We start from the raw sequence: 20,972 nt of genomic DNA, 5'->3' as shown, positions 1-20,972 counted from the left end.
TTTTGACCAGGTTTGCTGATGAACGGTAGGCCAATTGCCATCTCGCAATTCTGGTGAAATAACCTGCGCCGCGAACGGGCGGCCAGAATCGGCGAGGTGTCGAATGATGCGCGCAAGCCTGCTGGTGATGCTGGTGACATTGCTGTATGGCTGCGGCGAAAGGATCGAACGCTTTGGCGGGCCGACCATGGGCAGCACGTATTCGATCCAGTACGTACCCACCGCGCAGGCGCCCGGCGCGCAGCAGGTAAAGGCCGACGTCGAGGTGATTCTCGAGGCGCTCGACAAGCAGTTTTCCAACTGGCGCGGCGATTCCGTGGTTGCCCGCTTCAACGCTCTGCCGGCCGGCGCCTGTCAGGCGGTGCCGGAAGAGATGCAGCATTTGCTGGTGTACGGTGTGTCCCTGTTCCGCGAGAGTGGCGGTGCTTTCGACCTGACGGTCTTGCCATTGATGAACCTCTGGGGCTTCGGCCCGCAGTCACGCGGCAGGCAGGTGCCGGACGCCAGCGCACTGGCACGGGAGCAGGCCCGGGTAGGGCTGCAGCACTTGCACCTGGATGGAGAAAAGCTGTGCAAGGATGTGGCGGCGCAGCTGGATTTCGACAGCATGCTCGCCGGTTATGCAGTGGATCGGGTGGGTGACCGGCTTGCGGCCCTGGGTATCCAGGCCTATCTGGTCGAGATCACCGGTGAACTCAAGGGCGTCGGCCGCAAGCCGGATGGCTCGCCCTGGCGCATCGCCCTCGAGGTACCGAGTGGCGGGGGCGAGCAGCAAGTGGAGCGCGCCATCGCCCTGGATGGCTACGGCGTTGCCACCGCCGGTGATTACCGCAACTATTTCGAGGAAGGTGGCCAGCGCTACTCGCACACCTTCGACCCCCGTGTCGGCAGGCCGGTCAAGCACGCGCTGGCGGCAGTGTCGGTGGTCGACCCTTCGGTGCTGCGTGCCGATGCCCTCGATACATTGTTGATGGTGCTCGGCCCGGAGGAAGGCTATGCCTTCGCCGAGCGGCATGAAATCGCTGCCTATTTCATCATGCACCAGGGGCTGGGTTTCGTTGCGCGGGCGACGCCGCGATTCGAGACGTTGTTTCCCCAGCAGGGCACGCCCAGGCAGTAGCAGCAGGAAAGGTCATTCCCACGCGCAGCCTTTTCCCCTATTGTCGATGCTCCCTTTCCAAACGATTGGCAGATCCATGGAGAAAGTCATCGTCATCACCGGTGCCAGCCGCGGCATCGGCGCCGCCACGGCGCTGCTGGCCGCCCGCCAGGGCTACCGCATCTGCATCAACTACCACGCCGACGACCAGGCCGCCGAGGACATCCTCGGCCAGGTCCGCGCCCTGGGCGCCAAGGCCATCACCGTGCGCGCCGACGCCAGTGTCGAGGATGAAGTCATCCAGCTGTTCCAGCGCGTGGACGAAGAACTCGGCCCGGTTACCGCACTGGTCAACAACGCAGGCACCATCGGCCAGCAAAGCCGGGTCGAGGACATGTCCGAATTCCGCCTGCTCAAGGTCATGAAGACCAACGTCGTCGGCCCCATGCTCTGCGCCAAGCACGCACTGAAGCGCATGGCCCGCAGGTACGGCGGGCAGGGCGGGGCCATCGTCAACGTGTCGTCGGTGGCCGCACGCCTGGGCTCGCCCAACGAATACGTGGACTATGCCGCTTCCAAGGGCGCCCTCGACACCTTCACCATTGGCCTGGCAAAGGAAGTGGCAGGCGAGGGCGTGCGGGTAAATGGTGTGCGGCCAGGCTACATCCATACCGGGTTCCACGCGCTGTCGGGCGACCCCGACCGGGTCAGCAAGCTCGAGCCCGGCTTGCCCATGGGCCGCGGCGGGCGCCCCGAGGAAGTGGCCGAGGCCATCCTCTGGCTGCTCTCGGACAAAGCCTCGTACTCCACCGGCAGCTTCATCGACCTGGGCGGCGGGCGCTGAGCGCGCCGTTCAATCCTCCAGCAGCGTGCGTACCCGTTCGGCCAGCACTTCCAGTTCGAACGGCTTGGTCAGCACCTGAGTGCCTTGCAGCAACTGGCCGTCACTGAGCGCCGCGCTTTCGTCGTAGCCAGTGATGAACAGCACCCTGAGGTCGGGGTGGCGCTCGCGGCAACGTTCAGCCAACTGGCGGCCATTCAGGCCGCCAGGCAGGCCGATATCGCTCAACAGCAGGTCTGGCCGCTCGCCAGCTTGCAGGTGGGCGAGGGCGGCCGGGCCGTTCTCGAATGCATCGACCCGATAGCCCAGTTCTTCCAGCACCTCGCAGACGACCACGCGCAAGGCGGCCTGGTCTTCGACCAGCAGAATACGCTGCGTGGCGCTGCTGCTTTTTTCCAGCAGTGTGCGCGGTGGCCTGGGTGCCGGGGCTTCGGGGTGCTGGTGGTGGCGGGGAAGCAGCAGCTCGATGCGGGTGCCTTCGCCAAGTGTCGACAACACCCGTAGCTGCCCGCCCGACTGGCGCACGAAACCATAGGTCATCGACAAGCCCAGCCCAGTGCCGTGGCCCATCGGCTTGGTGGTGAAAAACGGGTCGACGGCGCGCTCGGCCACCTCCGCCGACATGCCATTGCCGCTGTCGCTGACGCTCAGCCGCACGTATTCGCCAGCTGGCAGTTCCAGTGCACGGGCTTGCTGGTCGTCGAGCTGCAGGTTGTCACCGAGGATATCGATCACGCCGCCAGTGGGCATGGCATCGCGGGCATTGATGCACACGTTGAGCAGGGCGCTTTCCAGTTGCGGCGGGTCGATGAAGGTCGGCCACAGCTGGCAGGGGAATTGGCTGGTCAGGGTGATGGAGGGGCCGATGGTGCGGCGCAGCAGCTCTTCCATGCCGCCCACCAGCGTGGCCACCTGCGTGGAGCAGGGCTGCAGGGTCTGCTGACGGGAGAATGCCAGCAGCCGGTGTACCAGCGAAGAGGCCCGCTGCGCCGAGTCGCTGGACAGCTTCAGCAACGGCTCCAGGGCGTCGAAACGGGATTGTTCCAGGCGTTGGCGCATCAGCTCCTGGGCACTGAGGATGCCGCCCAGCAGGTTGTTGAAGTCGTGGGCGATGCCGCCACTGAGCTGGCCGACCGCTTCCATCTTCTGTGCCTGGCGCAGGGCCTCCTCGGCCTTGGCCTGTTCTGCCAGTGCCGCATTCACCCGTTGTTCCAGTTCCTCGTTCAGGCGCTGCAGGGCCTGCTCTGCCCGTCGGCGTGCGGTGACGTCCTTGAACAGAACCGCCACCTGGCGCTTTTCGGCAGGCTCTACGCGGAAGGTGGTCACCGACAACACATGGCCGGTGGCGACCAGTTCCTGCTCGAAATGCAGCGGCTCGCCCGTGCGCAGCACCGCGCCATAACGAGCGACCCAATCGTCGGCCTCATCGGGCACCATCTCGCGCAGTTTCTGCCCGACCACGTTGGGGATGCCGGCGTGCTTGGCATAGGCCGCGTTGGCCAGCACATGCACATAGTCGCTCAGCGGGCCGTGCGGGCCGTCGAAGAACTCGATGATGCAGAAGCCCTCGTCCATGGTGTCGAACAGCGAGCGGTAGAAGTCCTGGTCGTGTTGCTGATGGCTTGCCAGGCGGGCTTCCAGCAGCGCGTTCTGTTGCTGCAGGGCTTCGACTTGTTGGCGCAGTGAAAGCAGGTCGCGGGAGGGCATGCCGACGTCCGACAGTGGATGAAGCCCAGACTTTAGCGTGTTCGGCAACAGGCGAATAGCCAGTCAACGCGGGTGTGGCGCAATGGCCAGCAGCCGCTCGATCCGTTCGCCAAGGGTGCTCAGGTCGAAGGGTTTGTGCAGCAGTTCGGTGCGCCTGTCGGGCCGGGCAAAGTGCACCGTATCGGCAGCGTCGTAGCCGGTAATCAGCAATACCGGGGCATGCTCCACCAGGTTTTGGTAGGCCTCTGCAAGCTGGTAACCATCAACCCGCCCAGGCAGACCGACATCGGTGATCAGCAAGTCCGGTGGTGGCCCTTCCTGCAACGATTCAAGCGCCGGGTGGCCGCCCTCGAAAGCTTGCACCTGGTAGCCCAGCTCCGTCAGCACTTCGACCAGCACCAGGCGCAAGGCCGGTTGGTCCTCCACCAGCATGATCCGGCACCCGCGCGCCTGCAGGGGCGCGGTGGCGGATGTGGCTGGCTCGTCGTTGCAGGTTGCGGGAGCGCTCCGGTCTCGGGGCAGGTACAGGTGAACGCAAGTGCCTTGCCCGGCGACGCTGTCGATCAGCAACTGCCCCCCGGACTGGCGAACAAAGCCATAGACCATGGACAATCCCAGGCCGGTGCCCTGGCCCAGTGGCTTGGTGGTGAAGAAGGGTTCGAGGGCGCGTTGCAGCACCTCACCGGACATGCCCACGCCGGTGTCCTCGACTCGAATGTGCAGGTAGTGGCCCGTCGGCAGGTCCAGGCGCTCGGCCTCGGCCGCTGCGAGATCGGCGTTCTCGCAACCGATGCGCAAGGTGCCGCCCAGCGGCATGGCGTCACGGGCGTTGATACACAGGTTGAGCAGGGCGTTCTCCAACTGTTGCGGGTCGATGCGGATCGACCATTGCGCAGTCAGTGTGCGGTCTTGGAAGTCGATGTGCGGGCCGGTCGAGCTGCGGATCAGGTCATGCATGTCGGCGACCAGGCGCTGCACATCCACCGCTTGTGGCAGCAGCGTCTGCTGGCGCGAAAAGGCCAGCAACCGCTGCACCAGGGCTGAGGCGCGCAGTGCGTTGCTACGGCCGAGCTCGAGCATGCGGGCCGTGTCGGCAAAGCGTTGCTGGCCCAGGCGTTGCTCTGCCAGCTCCAGTGCGCCAAGCAGGCTGCCCAGCAAGTTGTTGAAGTCGTGGGCGATGCCACCGGTCAACTGGCCGACCGCCTCCATTTTCTGCGACTGGCGCAGGGCTTCTTCGGCCTGGCGCAGGCGTTCCTGCTCGGCCACGCGCTCGGTGATGTCATAGGCGAACAGGTACCCGCCCTGGACTTGCTGCTGCGCATCGTGCAACGGGTGGTAGCGAATCTCGTAATGGCGCGGGGCGTCAGGCGGGCCGAGAGTGATGGTGTCGATGAAGGCTTCGCCGGCCAGCACGCGTGGCCACACCGGTGCCAGGCGGCCCATGATGTCAGGCTGGTTGAGCAGGAACTGCGGCACGTAATCGCCGATCTGCGGCACGAAGCCACGGTAATGCGCGAAGGTTTCCCGGGCCATGCGGTTGATCGCTATCAGGCGCATGCTGCGGTCGGCAGCAAACACGTTGGCCAGGCTGTTGTCGAGCAATTCGCCCAGCAGCCGGTTGTGGGCCTGTGCAGTGTCGTCGCGCTCGGCCAGGCGAGCTTCCAGTTCTGCGACACGCGCTTGCAGCTGTGCCAGGGACGGGAGCGAATCTGCTTGCATGGCGAGGGCCCGGTGAGCGGATCGGGCAACTATAGTCGCCCACCGGGGCACCAGCCATCAGAACGAGCGGATGATTCGCCCCAGGGTTTCCATGGCCCGTTCGGCATCCTCGTGCCAGGGGCTGCCGTAGTTCAGGCGGATGCAGTTGCCGAAGCGCCGGGTGGGCGAGAAGATCGGCCCGGGGGCGATGCTGATGCCTTGGGCCAAGGCCATGTGGAACAGCTTGAGAGCGTCCATCTGTTCGGGCAGCTCCAGCCACAGGAAGTAGCCGCCGGACGGTTGGCTGACCCGCGTCTGCGCCGGAAAGTGCCGGGCGATGGCCGCCAGCATGTTGGCCTGCTGGCCTTCCAGGGCATAGCGCAGTTTGCGCAGGTGGCGGTCGTAGCCGCCGTGCTGCAGGTAGTCGGCGATGGCCGCCTGGGCCGGCATCGAGGCACACAGCGAGGTCATCAGCTTGAGCCGTTCGATCTTCTGCGCAAAGCGCCCGGCTGCCACCCAGCCGATGCGGTAGCCGGGTGCCAGGCTCTTGGCGAACGAGCCGCAGTGCATCACCAGGCCCTGGGTGTCGAAGGCCTTGGCCGGTTTGGGTGCCTGTTGCGAGTAGTACAGTTCGGCGTACACGTCGTCTTCGATCAATGGCACCTGATGACGCGCCAGCAGCTCCACCAGTGCCTGCTTTTTCGCCTCCGGCATGCTGGCGCCCACCGGGTTCTGGAAGTTGGTCATGCACCACACGGCCTTGACCGGGTGCTTCTCCAGCGTTTGCGCCAGCACGCCCAGGTCCATGCCTTCGCGCGGGTGCACAGGGATTTCCACGGCCTTGAGCTTGAGCCGCTCCAGTACCTGCAGGCAGGCATAGAAGGCGGGCGCTTCGATGGCCACCAGGTCACCGGGCTGGGTGACGGCCTGCAGGCACAGGTTCAGGGCTTCCAGCGCGCCGTTGGTGATCAGCAGCTCCTCCATCGGCAACATCAGCCCGCCAACCATGTAGCGCAGGGCAATCTGCCGGCGCAGTTGCGGGTTGCCGGGTGACAGGTCGGTCACCACCATGCGCGGGTCCATGCTGCGGCTGGCGCTGGCCAGCGAGCGCGACAGGCGTTGCAGCGGAAACAGCTCGGGGCTGGGGAAGGCCGAGCCGAACGGCACGGTGTTGGGGTCCTTGATCGAGTCGAGGATCGAGAACACCAGCGCGCTGACGTCGACGTCGGTGGACTCGCTGACCGGCTGCAATGCCTGCGGCTCGCTGAACTGGCGCGGGGCGTGAGCGTTGACGAAGTAGCCCGAGCGCGGCCGGGCGCGGATCAGCCCGCGCCGCTCCAGCAGGTAGTAGGCCTGGAACACGGTGGACGGGCTGACCCCGTGGGTCTGGCTGGCATAGCGCACCGAGGGCACGCGCTGGCCGGGGCCCAGCACCCCGGAGCGGATCAGTTCGGCGATGTCGTCGGCAAAGCGTTCGTAGCGTTTCATTCTGGCCTTCTGTCGAAGCCTGGCAGGCAAGGTGGAGTCAGTGTAAGGGATCAACGGTTCAGCGGCGCGACGAAGCGGCTGTGGGCCACGCTGCGGATGGCGGGGTCGTCGCGCTCGCTGATCTCGAAGCTCAGTGTCTGCGAGCTGCTGGCCGGGCGCTCGGCGAGCATCGCCACCGACACCGGCAGTTCACTCATTTCACCGGCCGGGATCATGAATGAGGTCTTGCCCTGCAGGCTGAAGCCGTCGGCGTCCAGCAGGCGCAGCTGGTAGTGCCGGGTGCTTTCGGTCTTGTTGATGACTTTGAGCAGGTAGATGTTCTCGATCTGGCCCTGGGCATTCTCGCGGAACAGGCCGCGGTCCTTGATCACATCCAGCGACACCATCGGGCGCAGCTGCAAGGCCACCACCAGCGCCGCGATCATCACCCCCAGCGCGGCGGCGTAGCCCAGCAGGCGCGGGCGCAGCCAATGGGTGGTGCCACCTTGCAGGCTGCGTTCGGACTTGTAGCCGATCAGGCCACGTGCATAGCCCATCTTGTCCATTACCCCGTCACAGGCATCGATGCACGCCGCGCAGCCGATGCACGCCATTTGCAGGCCATCGCGGATATCGATGCCGGTGGGGCACACCTGTACGCACAAGGTGCAGTCGATGCAGTCGCCCAGGCCCTGGGCGCGGAGGTCGCTGCCTTTCTTGCGCGGGCCACGGGCTTCGCCGCGCCACGGGTCATAGGCGACCGCCAGGGTGTCCTTGTCGAACATCACGCTCTGGAAGCGTGCATAGGGGCACATGTGCAGGCACACCGCTTCGCGCAGCAGGCCGGCATTGATGTAGGTGGCGGCGGTGAAGAACAGCACCCAGAACAGCGCCACGCCGCCCAGTTGCAAGGTGAACAGCTCCGCGGCCAGTGGGCGGATCGGGGTGAAGTAGCCGACGAAGGTCAGCCCGGTGAGCACACCAATGGCCAGCCACAGGCTGTGCTTCAGCGTGCGCCGGGCCAGTTTGTTCAGGCTCCAGGGCGCGGAAGCCAGCTTGATGCGCTGGTTGCGGTCGCCCTCGGTGACCTTTTCGCACCACATGAACAGCCAGGTCCAGGTGCTTTGCGGGCAGCTGTAGCCGCACCATACGCGGCCGGCATACACGGTGATGGCGAACAGGCCGAAGGCGCAGATGATCAGCAGCGCCGACAGCAGGATGAAGTCCTGCGGCCAGAAGGTGGCGCCGAAGATGTGGAATTTGCTGTTGCCCAGGTCCCACAGCACGGCCTGGCGGCCATTCCAGTTCAGCCAGGCGGTGCCGAAGAACAGCACGAACAGGGCGCCGGCGAAGCCGATGCGCAGGTTGCGGTACAGCCCGGTGAAGCTGCGGGTATGGATGCCATTGTCGGCGCGGCGCGGCTGGGGGCTGGCTGGGGCGGTGGCGATCTCTGCGAAAGGGATTCTATCGTTCATGGCTCGGTGCTCATCAGGCCTCGATCAGGCATGAGCACTATGGCCCTGAGGCTGTTATCAGCACAGGCTCAGATTTTGCGATAAAAACCGTATCAGATTTACGGGCAAGCCCCGCCAGGCCTCAGATTACCGAGCCTGGCGTGCTTGCCTTCAGATGCCTGCGGCTATCCACCGCACCCGCCACGGTCAGTGCATCGGCCTCGGCTTCGGTGATGGGCACACGCTGGCCGGCGAGCAGGGCCACGGACATTCGCAGCTGTTCGTCGGTGACGATTTCGATGGACGGGCCATCACCCTCGAGGCGCAGGTCTTCGGCGATCAGGGTGCAGCGGCGGGTGGTTTCGTCGATTTCAATGGGCATGGAGTGGTCCTCCTGGGGGTGGTTACAGGGTGGACCGTGCTGAGGGGAAGGTTGCTGCATCAGCAGGCTGAACGGCACTTTGTCATTTGTTCGGGGGTCAACCCTTGCAGATGGCAGGCCTGGCCTCTTCGCGGGTAAACCCGCTCCCACAGGGTTTGCACAGGTTTCAATGCAATGCAGTACCTGTGGGAGCGGGTTTACCCGCGAAGAGGCCGGGCCTGGCAATGCAATACTCAGGCAGGGGAAAAGCAATGGACCTCATCTGGCAAGCAATCCAGGCCGAATTCGCCGATATCACCGACGAGCGCGAGGTCACGCAAATCCTCGTACGCCTGCTGATGGCAGCCCTGCTCGGCGCCGTGCTGGGCTTCGAGCGCGAGCACAAGGGCAAGGCCGCCGGGGTGCGCACGCATATGCTGGTTTCGCTTGGCGCCGCGCTGTTCGTGCTGGCACCGAGCATGGCCGGGGCCGATGAGCAGGCGCTGAGCCGGGTGATCCAGGGCATTGTCGCCGGTATCGGTTTTCTGGGTGCGGGCACCATTCTCAAGGGTAACGGCCAGGACGCCAGCCATGTGAAGGGCCTGACCACTGCCGCCGGGTTGTGGATGACCGCCGCCATCGGTACGGCAGCCGGCATGGGCCGTGAAGCCACGGCGTTGATCAGCACGATACTGGCCCTGCTGGTGCTGGGCACGATGCCGTTGCTGGTGGACAAGCTCGAAGGGCAGGATGAGGGAAAGCAGGAGGAGGAAGAGGGCAGGAAGCACTGAGGGGAGCCGAAGCTCCCCTCAAAGCGTTGTTGCCTGCTCTTTTTTTATTATTGGGACCGGCCTGTTGTTGTTTTTGTCAGCCTGTCCTGGTGTTGCGGGCGACCCCCATGCGGGGTCAAGAGCAAACGTATTTTTTTGAGCGCTGACCTGCCTTCATCATTGCTGATCCGAACCTGGCTGCCGCTACCTGGAGGTAGTTTTATTGTTCTGTGCCAGACCGCGGGGCGTACCCCTGAAAAGCGTGTCGACTCCAAAAAAATCTGCTTGCTACGCCTCTGCCGTGTTGTTCTTGTTATGTCAGAGCCGTTACCTGTTGTTTTTATTGGGTGTCACATTCTTTTTGTTGTTGTGCCAGAGATATAGCAGGGTGCGTGCCAACTTTTGCAAACCCTTTAAAATCAAGCACTTGGCGATTTCAGTCGAAATCGAACGGCCTGAAATTCTGCCGATTTGTTTCCCTGTTACCCGATTTTTTGCTGCAAAACGTGGGGGCGGTAACACTTCACCCACACCAATGTGACACCCGTATGACTTATTGCGCGCTGCGCGCCCGCGCTACCCGCGACCCGTTGTCGCGGCCCAGCACGCTGCTGATGCGGCGGCCGGCGGCGATCAGCAGGTCCAGGTCGATGCCGGTTTCAATGCCCAGCCCCTGCAGCAGGTACACCACGTCTTCACTGGCGATATTGCCGGTAGCGCCTTTGGCATAGGGGCAGCCGCCCAGCCCGGCCACCGAGCTGTCGAACACGCTGATGCCTTCGAGCAGGCTGGCATACACGTTGGCCAGGGCCTGGCCATAGGTATCGTGGAAGTGCCCGGCCAGTTGCTCGCGCGGTACCTGTGCCGCGACCACCTCGAACAGGCGCCGGGTTTCGCCGGCGGTGCCGGTGCCGATGGTGTCACCCAGCGATACCTCGTAGCAGCCCATGTCGTGCAGGGCACGGGCCACCGGGGCGACCTGCTCGGCGCTGACCTTGCCTTCATAGGGGCAGCCGAGCACGCACGACACATAGCCGCGCACGCGCACACCGTGGTTGCGCGCGGCTTCCATGATCGGCTCGAAGCGCTTGAGGCTGTCGCTGATCGAGCAGTTGATGTTGCGTTGCGAGAAGGCTTCGGAGGCGGCCGCGAACACCGCCACTTCCTTCACGCCGGCGGCCAGGGCGTCCTCGAAACCGCGCAGGTTGGGGGCCAGCGCCGCATAGGTGACACCCGGGCGCTGCTGGATGCCGGCGAACACTTCGGCGGAGCCGGCCATCTGTGGTACCCACTTGGGCGAGACGAAACTGCCCACTTCGATATAGGCCAGGCCCGCCTCGGTGAGGTCGTCCACCAGGCGCACCTTGTCGGCGACGCTGATGGGCTGGGCTTCGTTCTGCAGGCCGTCGCGGGGGCCTACTTCGACCAGGCGGACGTGTTTGGGCAAGGACATGGCGGGTTTCCTGTGGCGTTCAGCGGTTGTCTTTGTTGTTCAGGGTGGCGGCCAGGGCTTGTTCGCAGCGCTCCTGGGCGGTGTCCAGCTCCAGCTGCATCTGGTGGATGTCGAGCATCTGCTGTTCCAGCTGGGCGCGGCGCTCGGCGATTTTCGCCAGCATGCTGTTGAGCTGCTTGAGGTTGCCGCTGGAGGGATCGTACAGCTCGATCAGCTCGCGGCATTCGGCCAGCGAAAAGCCGATGCGCTTGCCGCGCAGGATGAGCTTCAGGCTGACCTTGTCACGCGCCGAATAGATACGCTCCAGGCCACGGCGCTCGGGGCTCAGCAGGCCCTGTTCCTCATAGAAACGGATGGCGCGGGTGGTGATGTCCAGCTCGCGGGACAGGTCGGAGATGCTGTAGGTCTGGGTGCTCATGCTGGGGCTCGGCGTGGGGTATGCGGGTATCCTGAGGGCAGGTTGACGTATACGTCAAGCAGGGGCATGGGATGTGTGTTGCCTGTGCCGGCCTCTTCGCGGGTAAACCCGCTCCCACAGGAAGTGCACAGGCCTTGAGGGCACCGCCGTCCCTGTGGGAGCGGGTTCACCCGCGAAGAGGGCAGCACAGGCGAAAAAGTTACTCAGACAACCCCGACCTGCGATACCCATTCGGCGTCTGCCCACTCAACCGCTTGAACCACCGGGCAAAATAGGTGGGGTTGGTAAACCCCAGGCTATCCGACAACTGCCCGATGCTCATCCGCGTATAGATCAGGTTGCGCCGCGCCTCCAGCAGCAACCGCTGGTGCACCACCTGCAGCGCGGTCTGCCCACTCAGCGCCCGGCACAGCTGGTTCAGTTGCAAACTCGGAATATTCAGCCGCGCGGCAAATTCCTCCACCGACAGGTGCTCACGGTAATGCGCCTCGACCAGGCGCAGGTACTGCCCCAGCAACTGGCGGTCGCGTTCATCGCGGTTGCGAGGCGGCTGCCCCAACTGCTGGCGGCGGCTGATCCACACCATCAGAGCCGTCACCAGCGCCTCGAGCAGTGCCGCCCGCGCCGGGGCGTTGCCCTGGTACTCCTGCTGCAGGGTCTCGATCAGGCTGCGCAGGTGCACCCGGTCGCGGCCCAGCGGGTAACACGCCGCCTTCGCCAGCACCGCCAGCGGCGCGCCCAGGCGCTGCTCCAGGTTGGCCACCAGTGCCGTGCCAAAGGTCAGCACATGCCCCTGGATATCGGCGCTGAAGCGAAAGCCATGCACGGTCATCGGCGGCACCACCTGGATCGCCGCTTCGCTGATGGCGCTGCGCACCCCCTCTACCTCCACCTCGGCCCGGCCGCGTTGCACATACAGCAACTGGAACAGCTCGGCATGCTGGTGCGGCTTGATTTCCCAGTGGTGCAAACGGCTACGCGCCGGGATCGACTCGCAGTGCAGCAGGTCGGTGCCGGGCCAGGGCTGGTTTTCGCCATACAGCTTGAACAAGGGGACGCCGGGGAGGGTGGATTTCATGCGTGCAGGCCTGTCCGTTAATCGAACGTTTTTTGTAAAAGTGCAGGTTATGTATGGAATAGCACACTTCAATGGCTGTTTTTGCCATTAAAAATGCAAGGGCAAACCCTAACAGCAGATGCCGCCCCACTGCCAGTCCAGGGCCGGCATCGTCCGCACAGAGACAACAACAATGAAAACTCAGGTCGCAATTATTGGTGCAGGTCCGTCTGGCCTGCTGCTGGGCCAACTGCTGCACAAGGCCGGTATCGATACGGTCATCGTCGAACGCCAGACGCCCGAATACGTGCTTGGCCGCATCCGTGCCGGGGTGCTGGAGCAAGGCACGGTCGACCTGCTGCGTGAAGCCGGTGTGGCCGAGCGCATGGACCGTGAAGGCCTGGTACACGAGGGTGTCGAACTGCTGGTCGGCGGGCGCCGCCAACGCCTGGACCTCAAGGCCCTGACCGGTGGCAAGACGGTGATGGTATACGGCCAGACCGAAGTCACCCGTGACCTGATGCAGGCACGTGAAGCCAGCGGCGCGCCGATCATCTATTCGGCAAGCAATGTCCAGCCGCACGAACTCAAGGGCGAACGGCCCTGCCTGACCTATGAAAAAGACGGCCAGGTGCACCGGGTGGACTGCGACTACATTGCCGGCTGTGACGGCTTCCACGGTGTCTCGCGGCAGAGCATCCCCGAGGGCATCCTCAAGCAGTACGAGCGGGTCTACCCGTTTGGCTGGCTGGGCATGCTGTCAGACACGCCACCGGTCAACCACGAACTGATCTACGCCCACCACGAACGCGGTTTCGTGCTGTGCAGCCAGCGTTCGCACACCCGTAGCCGCTACTACCTGCAGGTACCGCTGGAAGAGCAGGTGGAGGCGTGGTCCGACGAGCGCTTCTGGGGGGAACTGAAGGCACGCTTGCCCGAAGACGTGGCTGCGCGCCTGGTCACCGGCCCGGCGCTGGAGAAGAGCATCGCGCCGCTGCGCAGCCTGGTGGTCGAGCCGATGCAGTATGGCCAGCTGTTCCTGGTCGGGGATGCTGCGCATATCGTCCCGCCGACCGGCGCCAAGGGCCTGAACCTGGCGGCATCGGACGTCAACTACCTGTACCGCATCCTGGTCAAGGTGTACCGCGAAGGGCGCACCGACCTGCTGCAGCAGTATTCGCCGCTGGCCTTGCGCCGGGTGTGGAAAGGCGAGCGTTTCAGCTGGTTCATGACCCAGCTGCTGCATGACTTCGGCAGCCACAAGGACGCCTGGGACCAGAAGATGCAGGAGGCCGACCGCGAGTATTTCCTGACCTCGCCGGCGGGGTTGGTGAACATTGCCGAGAACTATGTAGGGCTGCCGTTCGAAGAAGTGGCCTGACCTGTAGGAGCGGCCTTGTGTCGCGAAAGGGGCGCGAAGCGCCCCCAGGGTCTTCGCATTCCTGCAAAATTGCTGGGGCCGCTTTGCGGCCCAATCGCGACACAAGGCCGCTCCCACAGGTACAGCAGCGCCTGTGAGGCAAACGATTACATGTGGGAGCGGCCTTGTGTCGCGATTGGGCTGCAAAGCAGCCCCGGCATTCGAAAGCCAGCATTGCCTAGCGGGCCAGTAACGCCTCCATTTCCCGATACCCCCGCTGCCGCGCATGCTCCAGCGCGGTCACCCCATCCTTGTCGGCAATCTGCCTATCTGCCCCGGCCACCAGCAGCCGGCGCACGATCTCCACATGCCGTGGCCCGCCGTCACCGAGGATCACCGCCTCCAGCAGCGCAGTCCAGTGCAGGCGGTTGAGATGGTTCACGTCCACCCCGGCATCGATCAGCAACTGCACGGTCTCGACATGCCCGCGTTCGGCGGCGGGTATCAGAGCAGTGCCTCCATACCGGTTGGTGCTCTTGAGGTCGGCACCGTGGCTCAAGGTCAGCCGCAGGATGTCGTTCAGGCCACGTGCCCCGGCATACAGGTACGGGCTGTCGTCGATGTTGTCCTTGGCATTCACATCGGCACCGGCCTCGATCAGCGCTTTCGCGGCCGCAACCTGGTTGCCATGGGTGGCCACCAGCAGGGCAGTGCGCCCTTGCTCGTCACGGCTCTCCAGCTGCGCACCTTGTGCCAGCAGTTGTTGCAGGGTGCGCACATCATCGTGACGGGCAGCATTGTGCAGGCGGTTGTCCATGGCAGTGCTCTCGGCGTGGGCGGCAAGGCTGGTGCACAGGGCGAACAGCATCGCAGCAAGTAGTGAACGCATGGGGCAGGCTCCTCGATGACCTGCCCGCATCCTAGAAAAAACACGCCAGGGCTTGAAGTTAAGTTTGCGCATGACAGACAGTGCCTTGCTGAATAGGTAATGGCGGGAAGCACAACGATGACATTCTCCACCCCCCTGATGGGCGCCTTGTGCCTGGTAGCTGCCAGTGGCTGGGCCTGTGCCGACCAGGTGCTGCCCGCACCACCGGAACTGGCCTCCGGCTACCGCACCGGCCTGCAGCCGGTGCATGCCAGCCGGCACATGGCTGCAGCTGCCAACCCGCTGGCCAGCGAGGCGGGGCGGGCGATGCTGCGTGCCGGTGGCAGCGCCATCGACGCGGCCATCGCCATGCAGATGGTGCTGACCCTGGTCGAACCGCAATCCAGCGGCATTGGCGGTGGGGGGGTCATCCTCTACTGGGATGGGCAGCGCGTACAGGCGTTCGATGGCCGCGAGGCAGCCCCGGCGGCGGTGACGGAAAACCTGTTCCTGCAAGCCGATGGTTCACCGATGCCATTCAGGGCGGCGCAGATCGGCGGGCGTTCGGTGGGCGTACCGGGGGTTCTGCGTGCCCTGAAGCTGGCCCATGAGCAGCACGGCAAGCTGCCCTGGCGCGACCTGTTCGCCCCGGCCATTGCGCTGGCACGTAACGGTTTTACGGTTTCCGAACGCCTTCACACGCTGGTGGCGGGCGACCCGTTCATTGCCCGTTCACCCGCCATGGCCCATTACTTCCTGGATGAGCAGGGCAAGCCGCTGGCGGTGGGGGCTACCTTGCGCAACCCCGAGCTTGCGCAAACCTTCGAGCAGATTGCCGCGCACGGCCCCGAAGTGTTCTACAGCGGCGAGATCGCCGAAGCCATCGTCGCCAAGGTGCGCAGCCATGCCAATGCCGGCTACCTGTCGTTGCAGGATATGCAGCATTACCGGGCCAAGATGCGCGAGCCGCTGTGCGGCCCCTACAAGGCCTGGCGCATCTGTGGCATGCCGCCGCCGTCGTCGGGCGGGGTGACGGTGCTGCAGACCCTGGGCATCTTGGAGGCACTGCAACGGGCTTCGCCAAAGCGCGACCTTGCCGCCATGCGGCCGCTGCGCACTTCGTCGGTTGCCGGGTTGGAAGCCCCGCCGCTGGCCGTGCACCTGGTTGCCGAGGCCGAGCGCCTGGCCTATGCCGACCGCGCCCAGTACCTGGCCGACAGCGATTACGTGCCGGTGCCGCTCAAGGCCCTGACCGACTCCGCATACCTGGCCAGCCGCGCTGCGCAGGTCGGCGAGTACAGCATGAAACGCGCCCGCCCGGGCCAGCCGCAGGGAGCCGATCTGGCCCTGGCGCCAGACCGCTCGCCGCTGCGCATATCCACCTCGCACCTCAGCGCGGTGGACGACCGCGGCCAGGCCCTGGCCATGACCACTTCGGTGGAAGCGGCGTTCGGCTCGCACCTGATGGTCAAGGGCTTTTTGCTCAACAACCACCTGACCGACTTCTCGTTCATCCCCCGGGAACAAGGCAAGCCTGTGGCCAACCGGGTGCAACCGGGCAAACGGCCGCTGTCGGCCATGGCGCCGACCCTGGTGTTCTCGCAAGCTTCCGGCGAGCTGGTGGCCAGCCTGGGTTCGCCCGGTGGCTCGCAGATCATCGGCTACGTGAACAAGGCGCTGATCGGCCTGCTGGATTGGCAGCTCGACCCGCAGCAGGCCGCCGGCCTGCCCAACTTCGGCAGCCGCAATGCCGGCACCGAAGTAGAGGCGGGGTTGGCCAGCCCGGCACTGATCCGCCAGTTGGCAGCCTGGGGGCATGAGGTGACGCCGATGACCATGACCAGTGGCATGCAGATCATCCAGCGCAGTGGCGAGGGTTGGTCGGGCGGTGCCGACCCGCGGCGCGAAGGCGTGGCAGTCGGCGACTAGCGGTGCGCGTTGCGGTGCAGCAGGTGGCGTGGTAGAAGTCAGTCTTGCCATTCAGAAGTTGAATATCAAGATGTCCATCAGCGTGAAATCGAATAGGGCCCTGTTCGACCTCGACCTGTTGCGTGCCATTGTCGTGGTGGCCGATTGCGGCAGCTTCACCACGGCTGCTGCGCGGCTGCACTCCACCCAATCGACCATCAGCCAGAAGGTGCGCCGCCTGGAGGATATGGTTGGCCACCGTCTGCTGGTGCGTGGCAATCGCGACGTGCTGCCGACCGACGCCGGGCAGACCCTGCTCGGCTATGCCCGGCACATGCTGGCCCTCAACGACCAGATGCTCGAAGCCTTGGCCGGGGCGATGGTTGGCATGACCGTGCGCCTTGGCGTGCCCGAGGACTTCGTGGGCGGGCGTACCACCAATGCATTGTCGGCCTTCAGCCGGCTGCACCCGCAGGTGAAGCTGGAAGTGACCAGCGGCCTGTGCCGCGACCTCAGCCAGGCCTACGACAACGGTGAGCTCGACCTGGTGTTGCTCAAGCAGCGGCGCAACAGCCGCGAAGGCGTGGCCTGCTGGCCCGAACGCCTGCAGTGGATCGACAGCGCGCGCACGCCCGCCTTCGAGCTGGACCCGATCCCGCTGGTGACCTTCCCGCCCCGTGGCCTGTACCGCGACGACATGATCACCGCCATCGAAGGCATGGGCCGGCGTTGGCGCATCAGCTTCACCAGCTCCAGCCTCAGCGGTATCCAGGCAGCGGTCGCCGATGGCATGGGTATCAGCCTGCTGCCGCCACGGGCGGCCACTGGCGAGCACCGGGTGCTGGGGGCAGGGCAAGGGTTGCCGGAAGTCGACAGCTACGAAATCGTCATCGTCCACCGGCCGACGGCGGATGTGATGGTCAAGGCGTTGGCCGAGGTGATGACGCAATTGCTTGCGGGTGGCGGGATCTGACGATCTGTACGGCGATGCAGGATTTTACAATCTGACGCGATCCCTTGTAGGAGCGGCCTTGTGTCGCGAAAGGGCTGCGCAGCAGCCCCAGGTTTCAGCGTCGCTGCAGAGATTGCCGGGGCCGCTATGCGGCCCTTTCGCGACACAAGGCCGCTCCCACAAGAACCTCGTCCACCGGCCGAGGGTGGATGCTGGCAGGTGGCGGGATCTGACGATCTGTGCGGCGATACAGGATTTGGCAATCTCACGCGATCCCTGTGGGAGCGGCCTTGCGTCGCGAAAGGGCTGCGCAGCAGCCCCAGGTTTCAGCGTCGCTGCAGAAATTGCCGGGGCCGCTTTGCGGCCCTTTCGCGACACAAGGCCGCTCCTACAAGAACGTGGTCCACCGGCCGAGGGTGGATGCTGGCAGGTGGCGGGATCTGACGATCTGTGCGGCGATACAGGATTTGGCAATCTCACGCGATCCCTTGTAGGAGCGGCCTTGCGTCGCGAAAGGGCTGCGCAGCAGCCCCAGGTTTCAGCGTCGCTGCAGAGATTGCCGGGGCCGCTATGCGGCCCTTTCGCGTCACAAGGCCGCTCCTACAAGGGCCGCGTCAGCCAGTAAGGTCGTGGGTCAGGCGCAGGCAGCGGTCATTCTTGGCGACAGGTGTATCCCGGCAATCATGCAGCGCACCGAGCCCCCTGCCATTTCGATGGTCGGTACATCGAGTGGCACCAGCCGCGCCGAGCGTTCGATGCGCTGGCGCTGTTCGCCGGTCAGGCTGTCGAAGGCCTTGCGTGACAGCGCCAGGATGCGCCCATCACGCCCGGACAGTTCGATGGCATTGCCGGCGAACTGGCTGATCTGCCGGTTGCTCAGGTCGATCACATCGCGGCCCGACTCAAGCAGGCGCATGCGCACTTCCTCGGCCCGCGCCTTGTTGGTGAAGGTGCCAAAGCCCACCAGCGCAAACTCCGTCGCCACGCACATCAGCACATTGGTGTGGTAGATCGGCGTGCCTTGTTCATCGGCGGTGTCGAACACCATCGGCTCGAAGTTGAAGTGCGTACTGAAGCGCTCCAGGGCAATCGGGTCGGCGCGGTTGGAGCGCGCGGTATAGGCCACCCGCGACAGGTGGTCGAAGACCATGGCGCCGGTCCCTTCAAGGAACAGTTCGTCCTGCTCCAGCCCCGAATAGTCGATCACATCCTGCACCCGGTACTCGTGCTTGAGCATCTCGATCACATCGGCGCGCCGTTCGCGGCGGCGGTTGCGCGAGTACATCGAGTAGATCGCGATGTGCCCCCCAGGGTGGGTGGAGAACCAGTTGTTGGGGAATACCGAGTCGGGGGTGTTGTGCTCGCCGAAGTCGTCGAACAGATGCACCCGCACGCCCTCGGCCTCGAGCCGGCCGGCAGCCTGGGTGACTTCATCGCGTGCCACCTCGGCCAGGGCCTGGGCGGCGATGTCGGGGTTGCTGCGCTGGAACGAGTTGTCGGCTGCGGTTTCCGGGTTGGGGGTGAAGGCATGCGGCCTGACCATGACCACTGCTGCAGGTGCCTGAATGGAACGCGTTGGAAATGCCATGTGAAATACCAGGTTGGGAGCAGGGTTAGGCAACGCGTCGGATGCGGCTTTGGGCAGCGCGACCGCGGGTATGGCTGAACAGGTCCTTGGGGTCATCCTCCACCCAAGGCACCAGGTCGATCTTGCTGCCCATGCCGCGTTTATCGGCTTGCTGTAGTACGTACCGTAGTACGGTGTAGTCTTCCAGGGCGAAGCCCACCGAGTCGAACACGGTGACCTGGGCGTCACTCTGGCGGCCCTCGGTCTCGCCGCGCAGCACACGCCACAGGTCGACCACCGGGAAGTCCGCCGGCAACTGCTGGATATCACCTTCGATGCGGGTTTGCGGCTCGTATTCGACGAACACCCGGGCGCTGCGCAGCACATCGGCATGCAGTTCGGTCTTGCCCGGGCAGTCGCCACCCACGGCATTCAGGTGCATGCCGGGCTCGAGCATGTCGGGGGTGATGATGGTGGCGTAGGCCTTGTCGGCGGTCACCGTGGTGATGATGTCCACGCCTTTCACCGCTTCTGCCACCGAACCGGCGCGGCGTATGGTCAGGCCGCTGTATTCCTTGAGGTTGGCGATCAGCTTGGCGGTGGCCAGCGGGTCGGTGTCGTAGGCGACGATTTCTTCGATGCCCAGGTGTTTGTGGAAGGCCAGTGCCTGGAATTCGCTTTGCGCACCGTTGCCGATCAGCGCCATCTTGCGCGAGTTCGGCCGGGCCAGCGCCTGCGCTGCCATCAGCGAGGTGGCCGCAGTGCGCAGGGCGGTGGCGATGGTCAGTTCGGACAGCAGCACCGGGTAGCCGGTGTCGACATCGGCCAGCACGCCGAAGGCCATCACCGTATGCAGGTCGCGGGCGGTGTTGGCCGGGTGGCCATTGACGTATTTGAAGGCATAACGGCTGTTGTCGGCGACCGGCATCAGTTCGATCACGCCGACTTCCGAATGGCTGGCAACACGCGCGGATTTATCAAACTCCTGCCAGCGTTTGTAATCTTCGCGAATAGCTGCGGCCAGTTCGCCAATGAACGGCGCTACGCCAATGTCATGTACCAAGTCCGACATGGTTGGAACATCAATGAAATACGTCATGCTCTTGCACCTTATTATTGCGCTTTCACCCCAGTGGCCTGCGGGGTGAACGCTTGAGATTGTTGAAGTGGCGTGAACATTTTGATGAAAGGTTGCGTCAAGATGAAGAGAGCAGGTTGCCAGTTTCATCAACTTTCTAGACAATCTGCCACCCCAAAATAGCAATCTGATTATTTGGCAGGCATCCATGGATACTATCGATCGGGAACTGATTGCGCTGTTGCGGGACAACGCGCGCACCCCCGTGCTGACCCTGGCGAAGAAGCTCAAGGTAGCCAGGGCAACCGTGCAAAACCGCATCACCCGGCTCGAAGAGCAGGGCGTGATCATCGGCTACACGGTACGCCTGCGCTCCGATGCGCTGGAGCAGGGTGTGCGGGCCATCACCAGCATCGGCATCAGCGGCCACCACGCCGCAGAGGTCAAGCACGCGCTGCGTGGGCATCCCAACGTGGTGGCCATCCATACCACCAATGGCCGCTGGGACCTGATGGCTGAGCTGCGTGCCGACACCCTCGAGGCCTTCGACCGGGCGTTGAACACCATCCGCTCGATACCGCACATCGAAAACACCGAGACCAGCATCCTGCTCTCGACCTACAAGATGTGACCGCTGGGTCAGGCCTTGTGGCAGGTGCATTGTGCAAACTGTCACCCAGGCTTTTCACACTGCACAAAATCCCTTTGGCTGTGTGCATTCTGTAGCGTTCCGCTTGACCCGGGCCGCTGGCAGAATGAAACGGCTTTCGCGGGACTGTATCGGGCGCGCCACTCTGGTGCGTTTCAATAGAATAAGTAAGCCCGCTGCGAAGTTGCATCGGGAACTGTTCTTCATCTGTCTCAATACCCACGCTTCGACAGTATTGAATGACTAAAAGCCTGCACTTGAGTGC

Annotated in this window: 18 protein-coding genes; 7 read left to right on the top strand and 11 right to left on the bottom strand. The window is 64.3% G+C overall.

The annotated features are described in order from the left end of the window. Positions 1–103 precede the first annotated feature (103 nt). Both ABNP31_RS14805 and ABNP31_RS14800 read left to right on the top strand, forming a co-directional pair. Positions 104–1,120, top strand: coding sequence for an FAD:protein FMN transferase (locus ABNP31_RS14805; RefSeq protein WP_085665622.1), 1,017 nt, complete (start codon positions 104–106; stop codon positions 1,118–1,120). A gap of 76 nt (positions 1,121–1,196) precedes the next feature. Then, on the top strand, positions 1,197–1,943 hold the full coding sequence (locus tag ABNP31_RS14800) for an SDR family oxidoreductase (protein WP_085616981.1): 747 nt from the start codon (positions 1,197–1,199) through the stop codon (positions 1,941–1,943). Positions 1,944–1,952: 9 nt separating this feature from the next. Here the strand turns inward: ABNP31_RS14800 and ABNP31_RS14795 are convergent, their stop codons facing one another. From ABNP31_RS14795 to ABNP31_RS14775, 5 genes are all read right to left on the bottom strand, one after another. Further along, the gene (locus ABNP31_RS14795) at positions 1,953–3,647 is read right to left on the bottom strand and encodes a response regulator (RefSeq protein ID WP_085665621.1); all 1,695 of its coding nucleotides are present in this window, start codon (positions 3,645–3,647) and stop codon (positions 1,953–1,955) included. Between the two features lie 63 nt (positions 3,648–3,710). Beyond that, positions 3,711–5,366, bottom strand: a complete 1,656-nt coding sequence (locus ABNP31_RS14790; RefSeq protein WP_350012451.1) for a PAS domain-containing sensor histidine kinase — start codon at positions 5,364–5,366, stop codon at positions 3,711–3,713. A 57-nt stretch (positions 5,367–5,423) separates the two neighbouring features. Further along, positions 5,424–6,833, bottom strand: coding sequence for a GntR family transcriptional regulator MpaR (mapR, locus tag ABNP31_RS14785; protein WP_025338884.1), 1,410 nt, complete (start codon positions 6,831–6,833; stop codon positions 5,424–5,426). A gap of 50 nt (positions 6,834–6,883) precedes the next feature. Then, entirely contained in the window at positions 6,884–8,287 is a 1,404-nt protein-coding gene (ccoG, locus tag ABNP31_RS14780) for a cytochrome c oxidase accessory protein CcoG (protein WP_350012450.1), read from the bottom strand. Between the two features lie 121 nt (positions 8,288–8,408). Next, positions 8,409–8,648, bottom strand: a complete 240-nt coding sequence (locus ABNP31_RS14775) for a DUF3203 family protein (protein ID WP_025338886.1) — start codon at positions 8,646–8,648, stop codon at positions 8,409–8,411. A gap of 251 nt (positions 8,649–8,899) precedes the next feature. Between ABNP31_RS14775 and ABNP31_RS14770 the strand changes: the two genes are divergently transcribed. After that, the gene (locus ABNP31_RS14770) at positions 8,900–9,418 is read left to right on the top strand and encodes an MgtC/SapB family protein (protein WP_013972932.1); all 519 of its coding nucleotides are present in this window, start codon (positions 8,900–8,902) and stop codon (positions 9,416–9,418) included. Between the two features lie 532 nt (positions 9,419–9,950). On the opposite strand, the gene ABNP31_RS14765 is transcribed toward ABNP31_RS14770, so the two are convergent. The 3 genes from ABNP31_RS14765 to ABNP31_RS14755 all read right to left on the bottom strand — a co-directional run bounded on the left by ABNP31_RS14765 (position 9,951) and on the right by ABNP31_RS14755 (position 12,346). Then, positions 9,951–10,850 carry a hydroxymethylglutaryl-CoA lyase gene (locus ABNP31_RS14765; RefSeq protein WP_061551595.1) on the bottom strand — a complete coding sequence of 300 codons (900 nt, stop codon included), beginning with the start codon at positions 10,848–10,850 and terminating at the stop codon, positions 9,951–9,953. A 19-nt stretch (positions 10,851–10,869) separates the two neighbouring features. Continuing rightward, entirely contained in the window at positions 10,870–11,268 is a 399-nt protein-coding gene (locus ABNP31_RS14760; RefSeq protein ID WP_013972930.1) for a MerR family transcriptional regulator, read from the bottom strand. A gap of 199 nt (positions 11,269–11,467) precedes the next feature. After that, positions 11,468–12,346, bottom strand: coding sequence for a helix-turn-helix domain-containing protein (locus ABNP31_RS14755; RefSeq protein ID WP_350012449.1), 879 nt, complete (start codon positions 12,344–12,346; stop codon positions 11,468–11,470). Positions 12,347–12,518: 172 nt separating this feature from the next. Here ABNP31_RS14755 and pobA point away from each other — a divergent pair, with 172 nt between their 5' ends. Then, positions 12,519–13,706, top strand: coding sequence for a 4-hydroxybenzoate 3-monooxygenase (gene pobA, locus ABNP31_RS14750; RefSeq protein ID WP_085665615.1), 1,188 nt, complete (start codon positions 12,519–12,521; stop codon positions 13,704–13,706). 217 nt (positions 13,707–13,923) lie between these two features. Here pobA and ABNP31_RS14745 read toward each other — a convergent pair whose 3' ends face one another. Next, positions 13,924–14,574: an ankyrin repeat domain-containing protein gene (locus tag ABNP31_RS14745; RefSeq protein ID WP_085665614.1), complete on the bottom strand. Its 651-nt coding sequence runs from the start codon at positions 14,572–14,574 to the stop codon at positions 13,924–13,926. Positions 14,575–14,691: 117 nt separating this feature from the next. Here ABNP31_RS14745 and ggt point away from each other — a divergent pair, with 117 nt between their 5' ends. Both ggt and ABNP31_RS14735 read left to right on the top strand, forming a co-directional pair. Further along, a complete protein-coding gene (gene ggt, locus ABNP31_RS14740; RefSeq protein WP_350012448.1) occupies positions 14,692–16,482 on the top strand; it encodes a gamma-glutamyltransferase in 1,791 nt (596 codons plus the stop codon). A 70-nt stretch (positions 16,483–16,552) separates the two neighbouring features. Continuing rightward, complete coding sequence (locus ABNP31_RS14735; RefSeq protein ID WP_085591441.1) at positions 16,553–17,434, top strand: LysR substrate-binding domain-containing protein; 882 nt, start codon at positions 16,553–16,555, stop codon at positions 17,432–17,434. 613 nt (positions 17,435–18,047) lie between these two features. On the opposite strand, the gene ctlX is transcribed toward ABNP31_RS14735, so the two are convergent. Together ctlX and ABNP31_RS14725 are read right to left on the bottom strand one after the other, a co-directional pair. After that, on the bottom strand, positions 18,048–19,001 hold the full coding sequence (ctlX, locus tag ABNP31_RS14730; protein ID WP_049866761.1) for a citrulline utilization hydrolase CtlX: 954 nt from the start codon (positions 18,999–19,001) through the stop codon (positions 18,048–18,050). 25 nt (positions 19,002–19,026) lie between these two features. After that, positions 19,027–20,079, bottom strand: coding sequence for an ornithine cyclodeaminase (locus tag ABNP31_RS14725; RefSeq protein WP_350012447.1), 1,053 nt, complete (start codon positions 20,077–20,079; stop codon positions 19,027–19,029). Positions 20,080–20,266: 187 nt separating this feature from the next. On the opposite strand from ABNP31_RS14725, the gene ABNP31_RS14720 reads away from it, so the two are divergent. After that, on the top strand, positions 20,267–20,689 hold the full coding sequence (locus ABNP31_RS14720) for an Lrp/AsnC family transcriptional regulator (protein ID WP_012272037.1): 423 nt from the start codon (positions 20,267–20,269) through the stop codon (positions 20,687–20,689). Positions 20,690–20,972 lie beyond the last annotated feature (283 nt).

Source organism: Pseudomonas asiatica, assembly GCF_040214835.1.
Classification (GTDB): domain Bacteria; phylum Pseudomonadota; class Gammaproteobacteria; order Pseudomonadales; family Pseudomonadaceae; genus Aquipseudomonas; species Aquipseudomonas putida_Z.
This window is presented reverse-complemented; position numbering and strand designations above follow the sequence as displayed.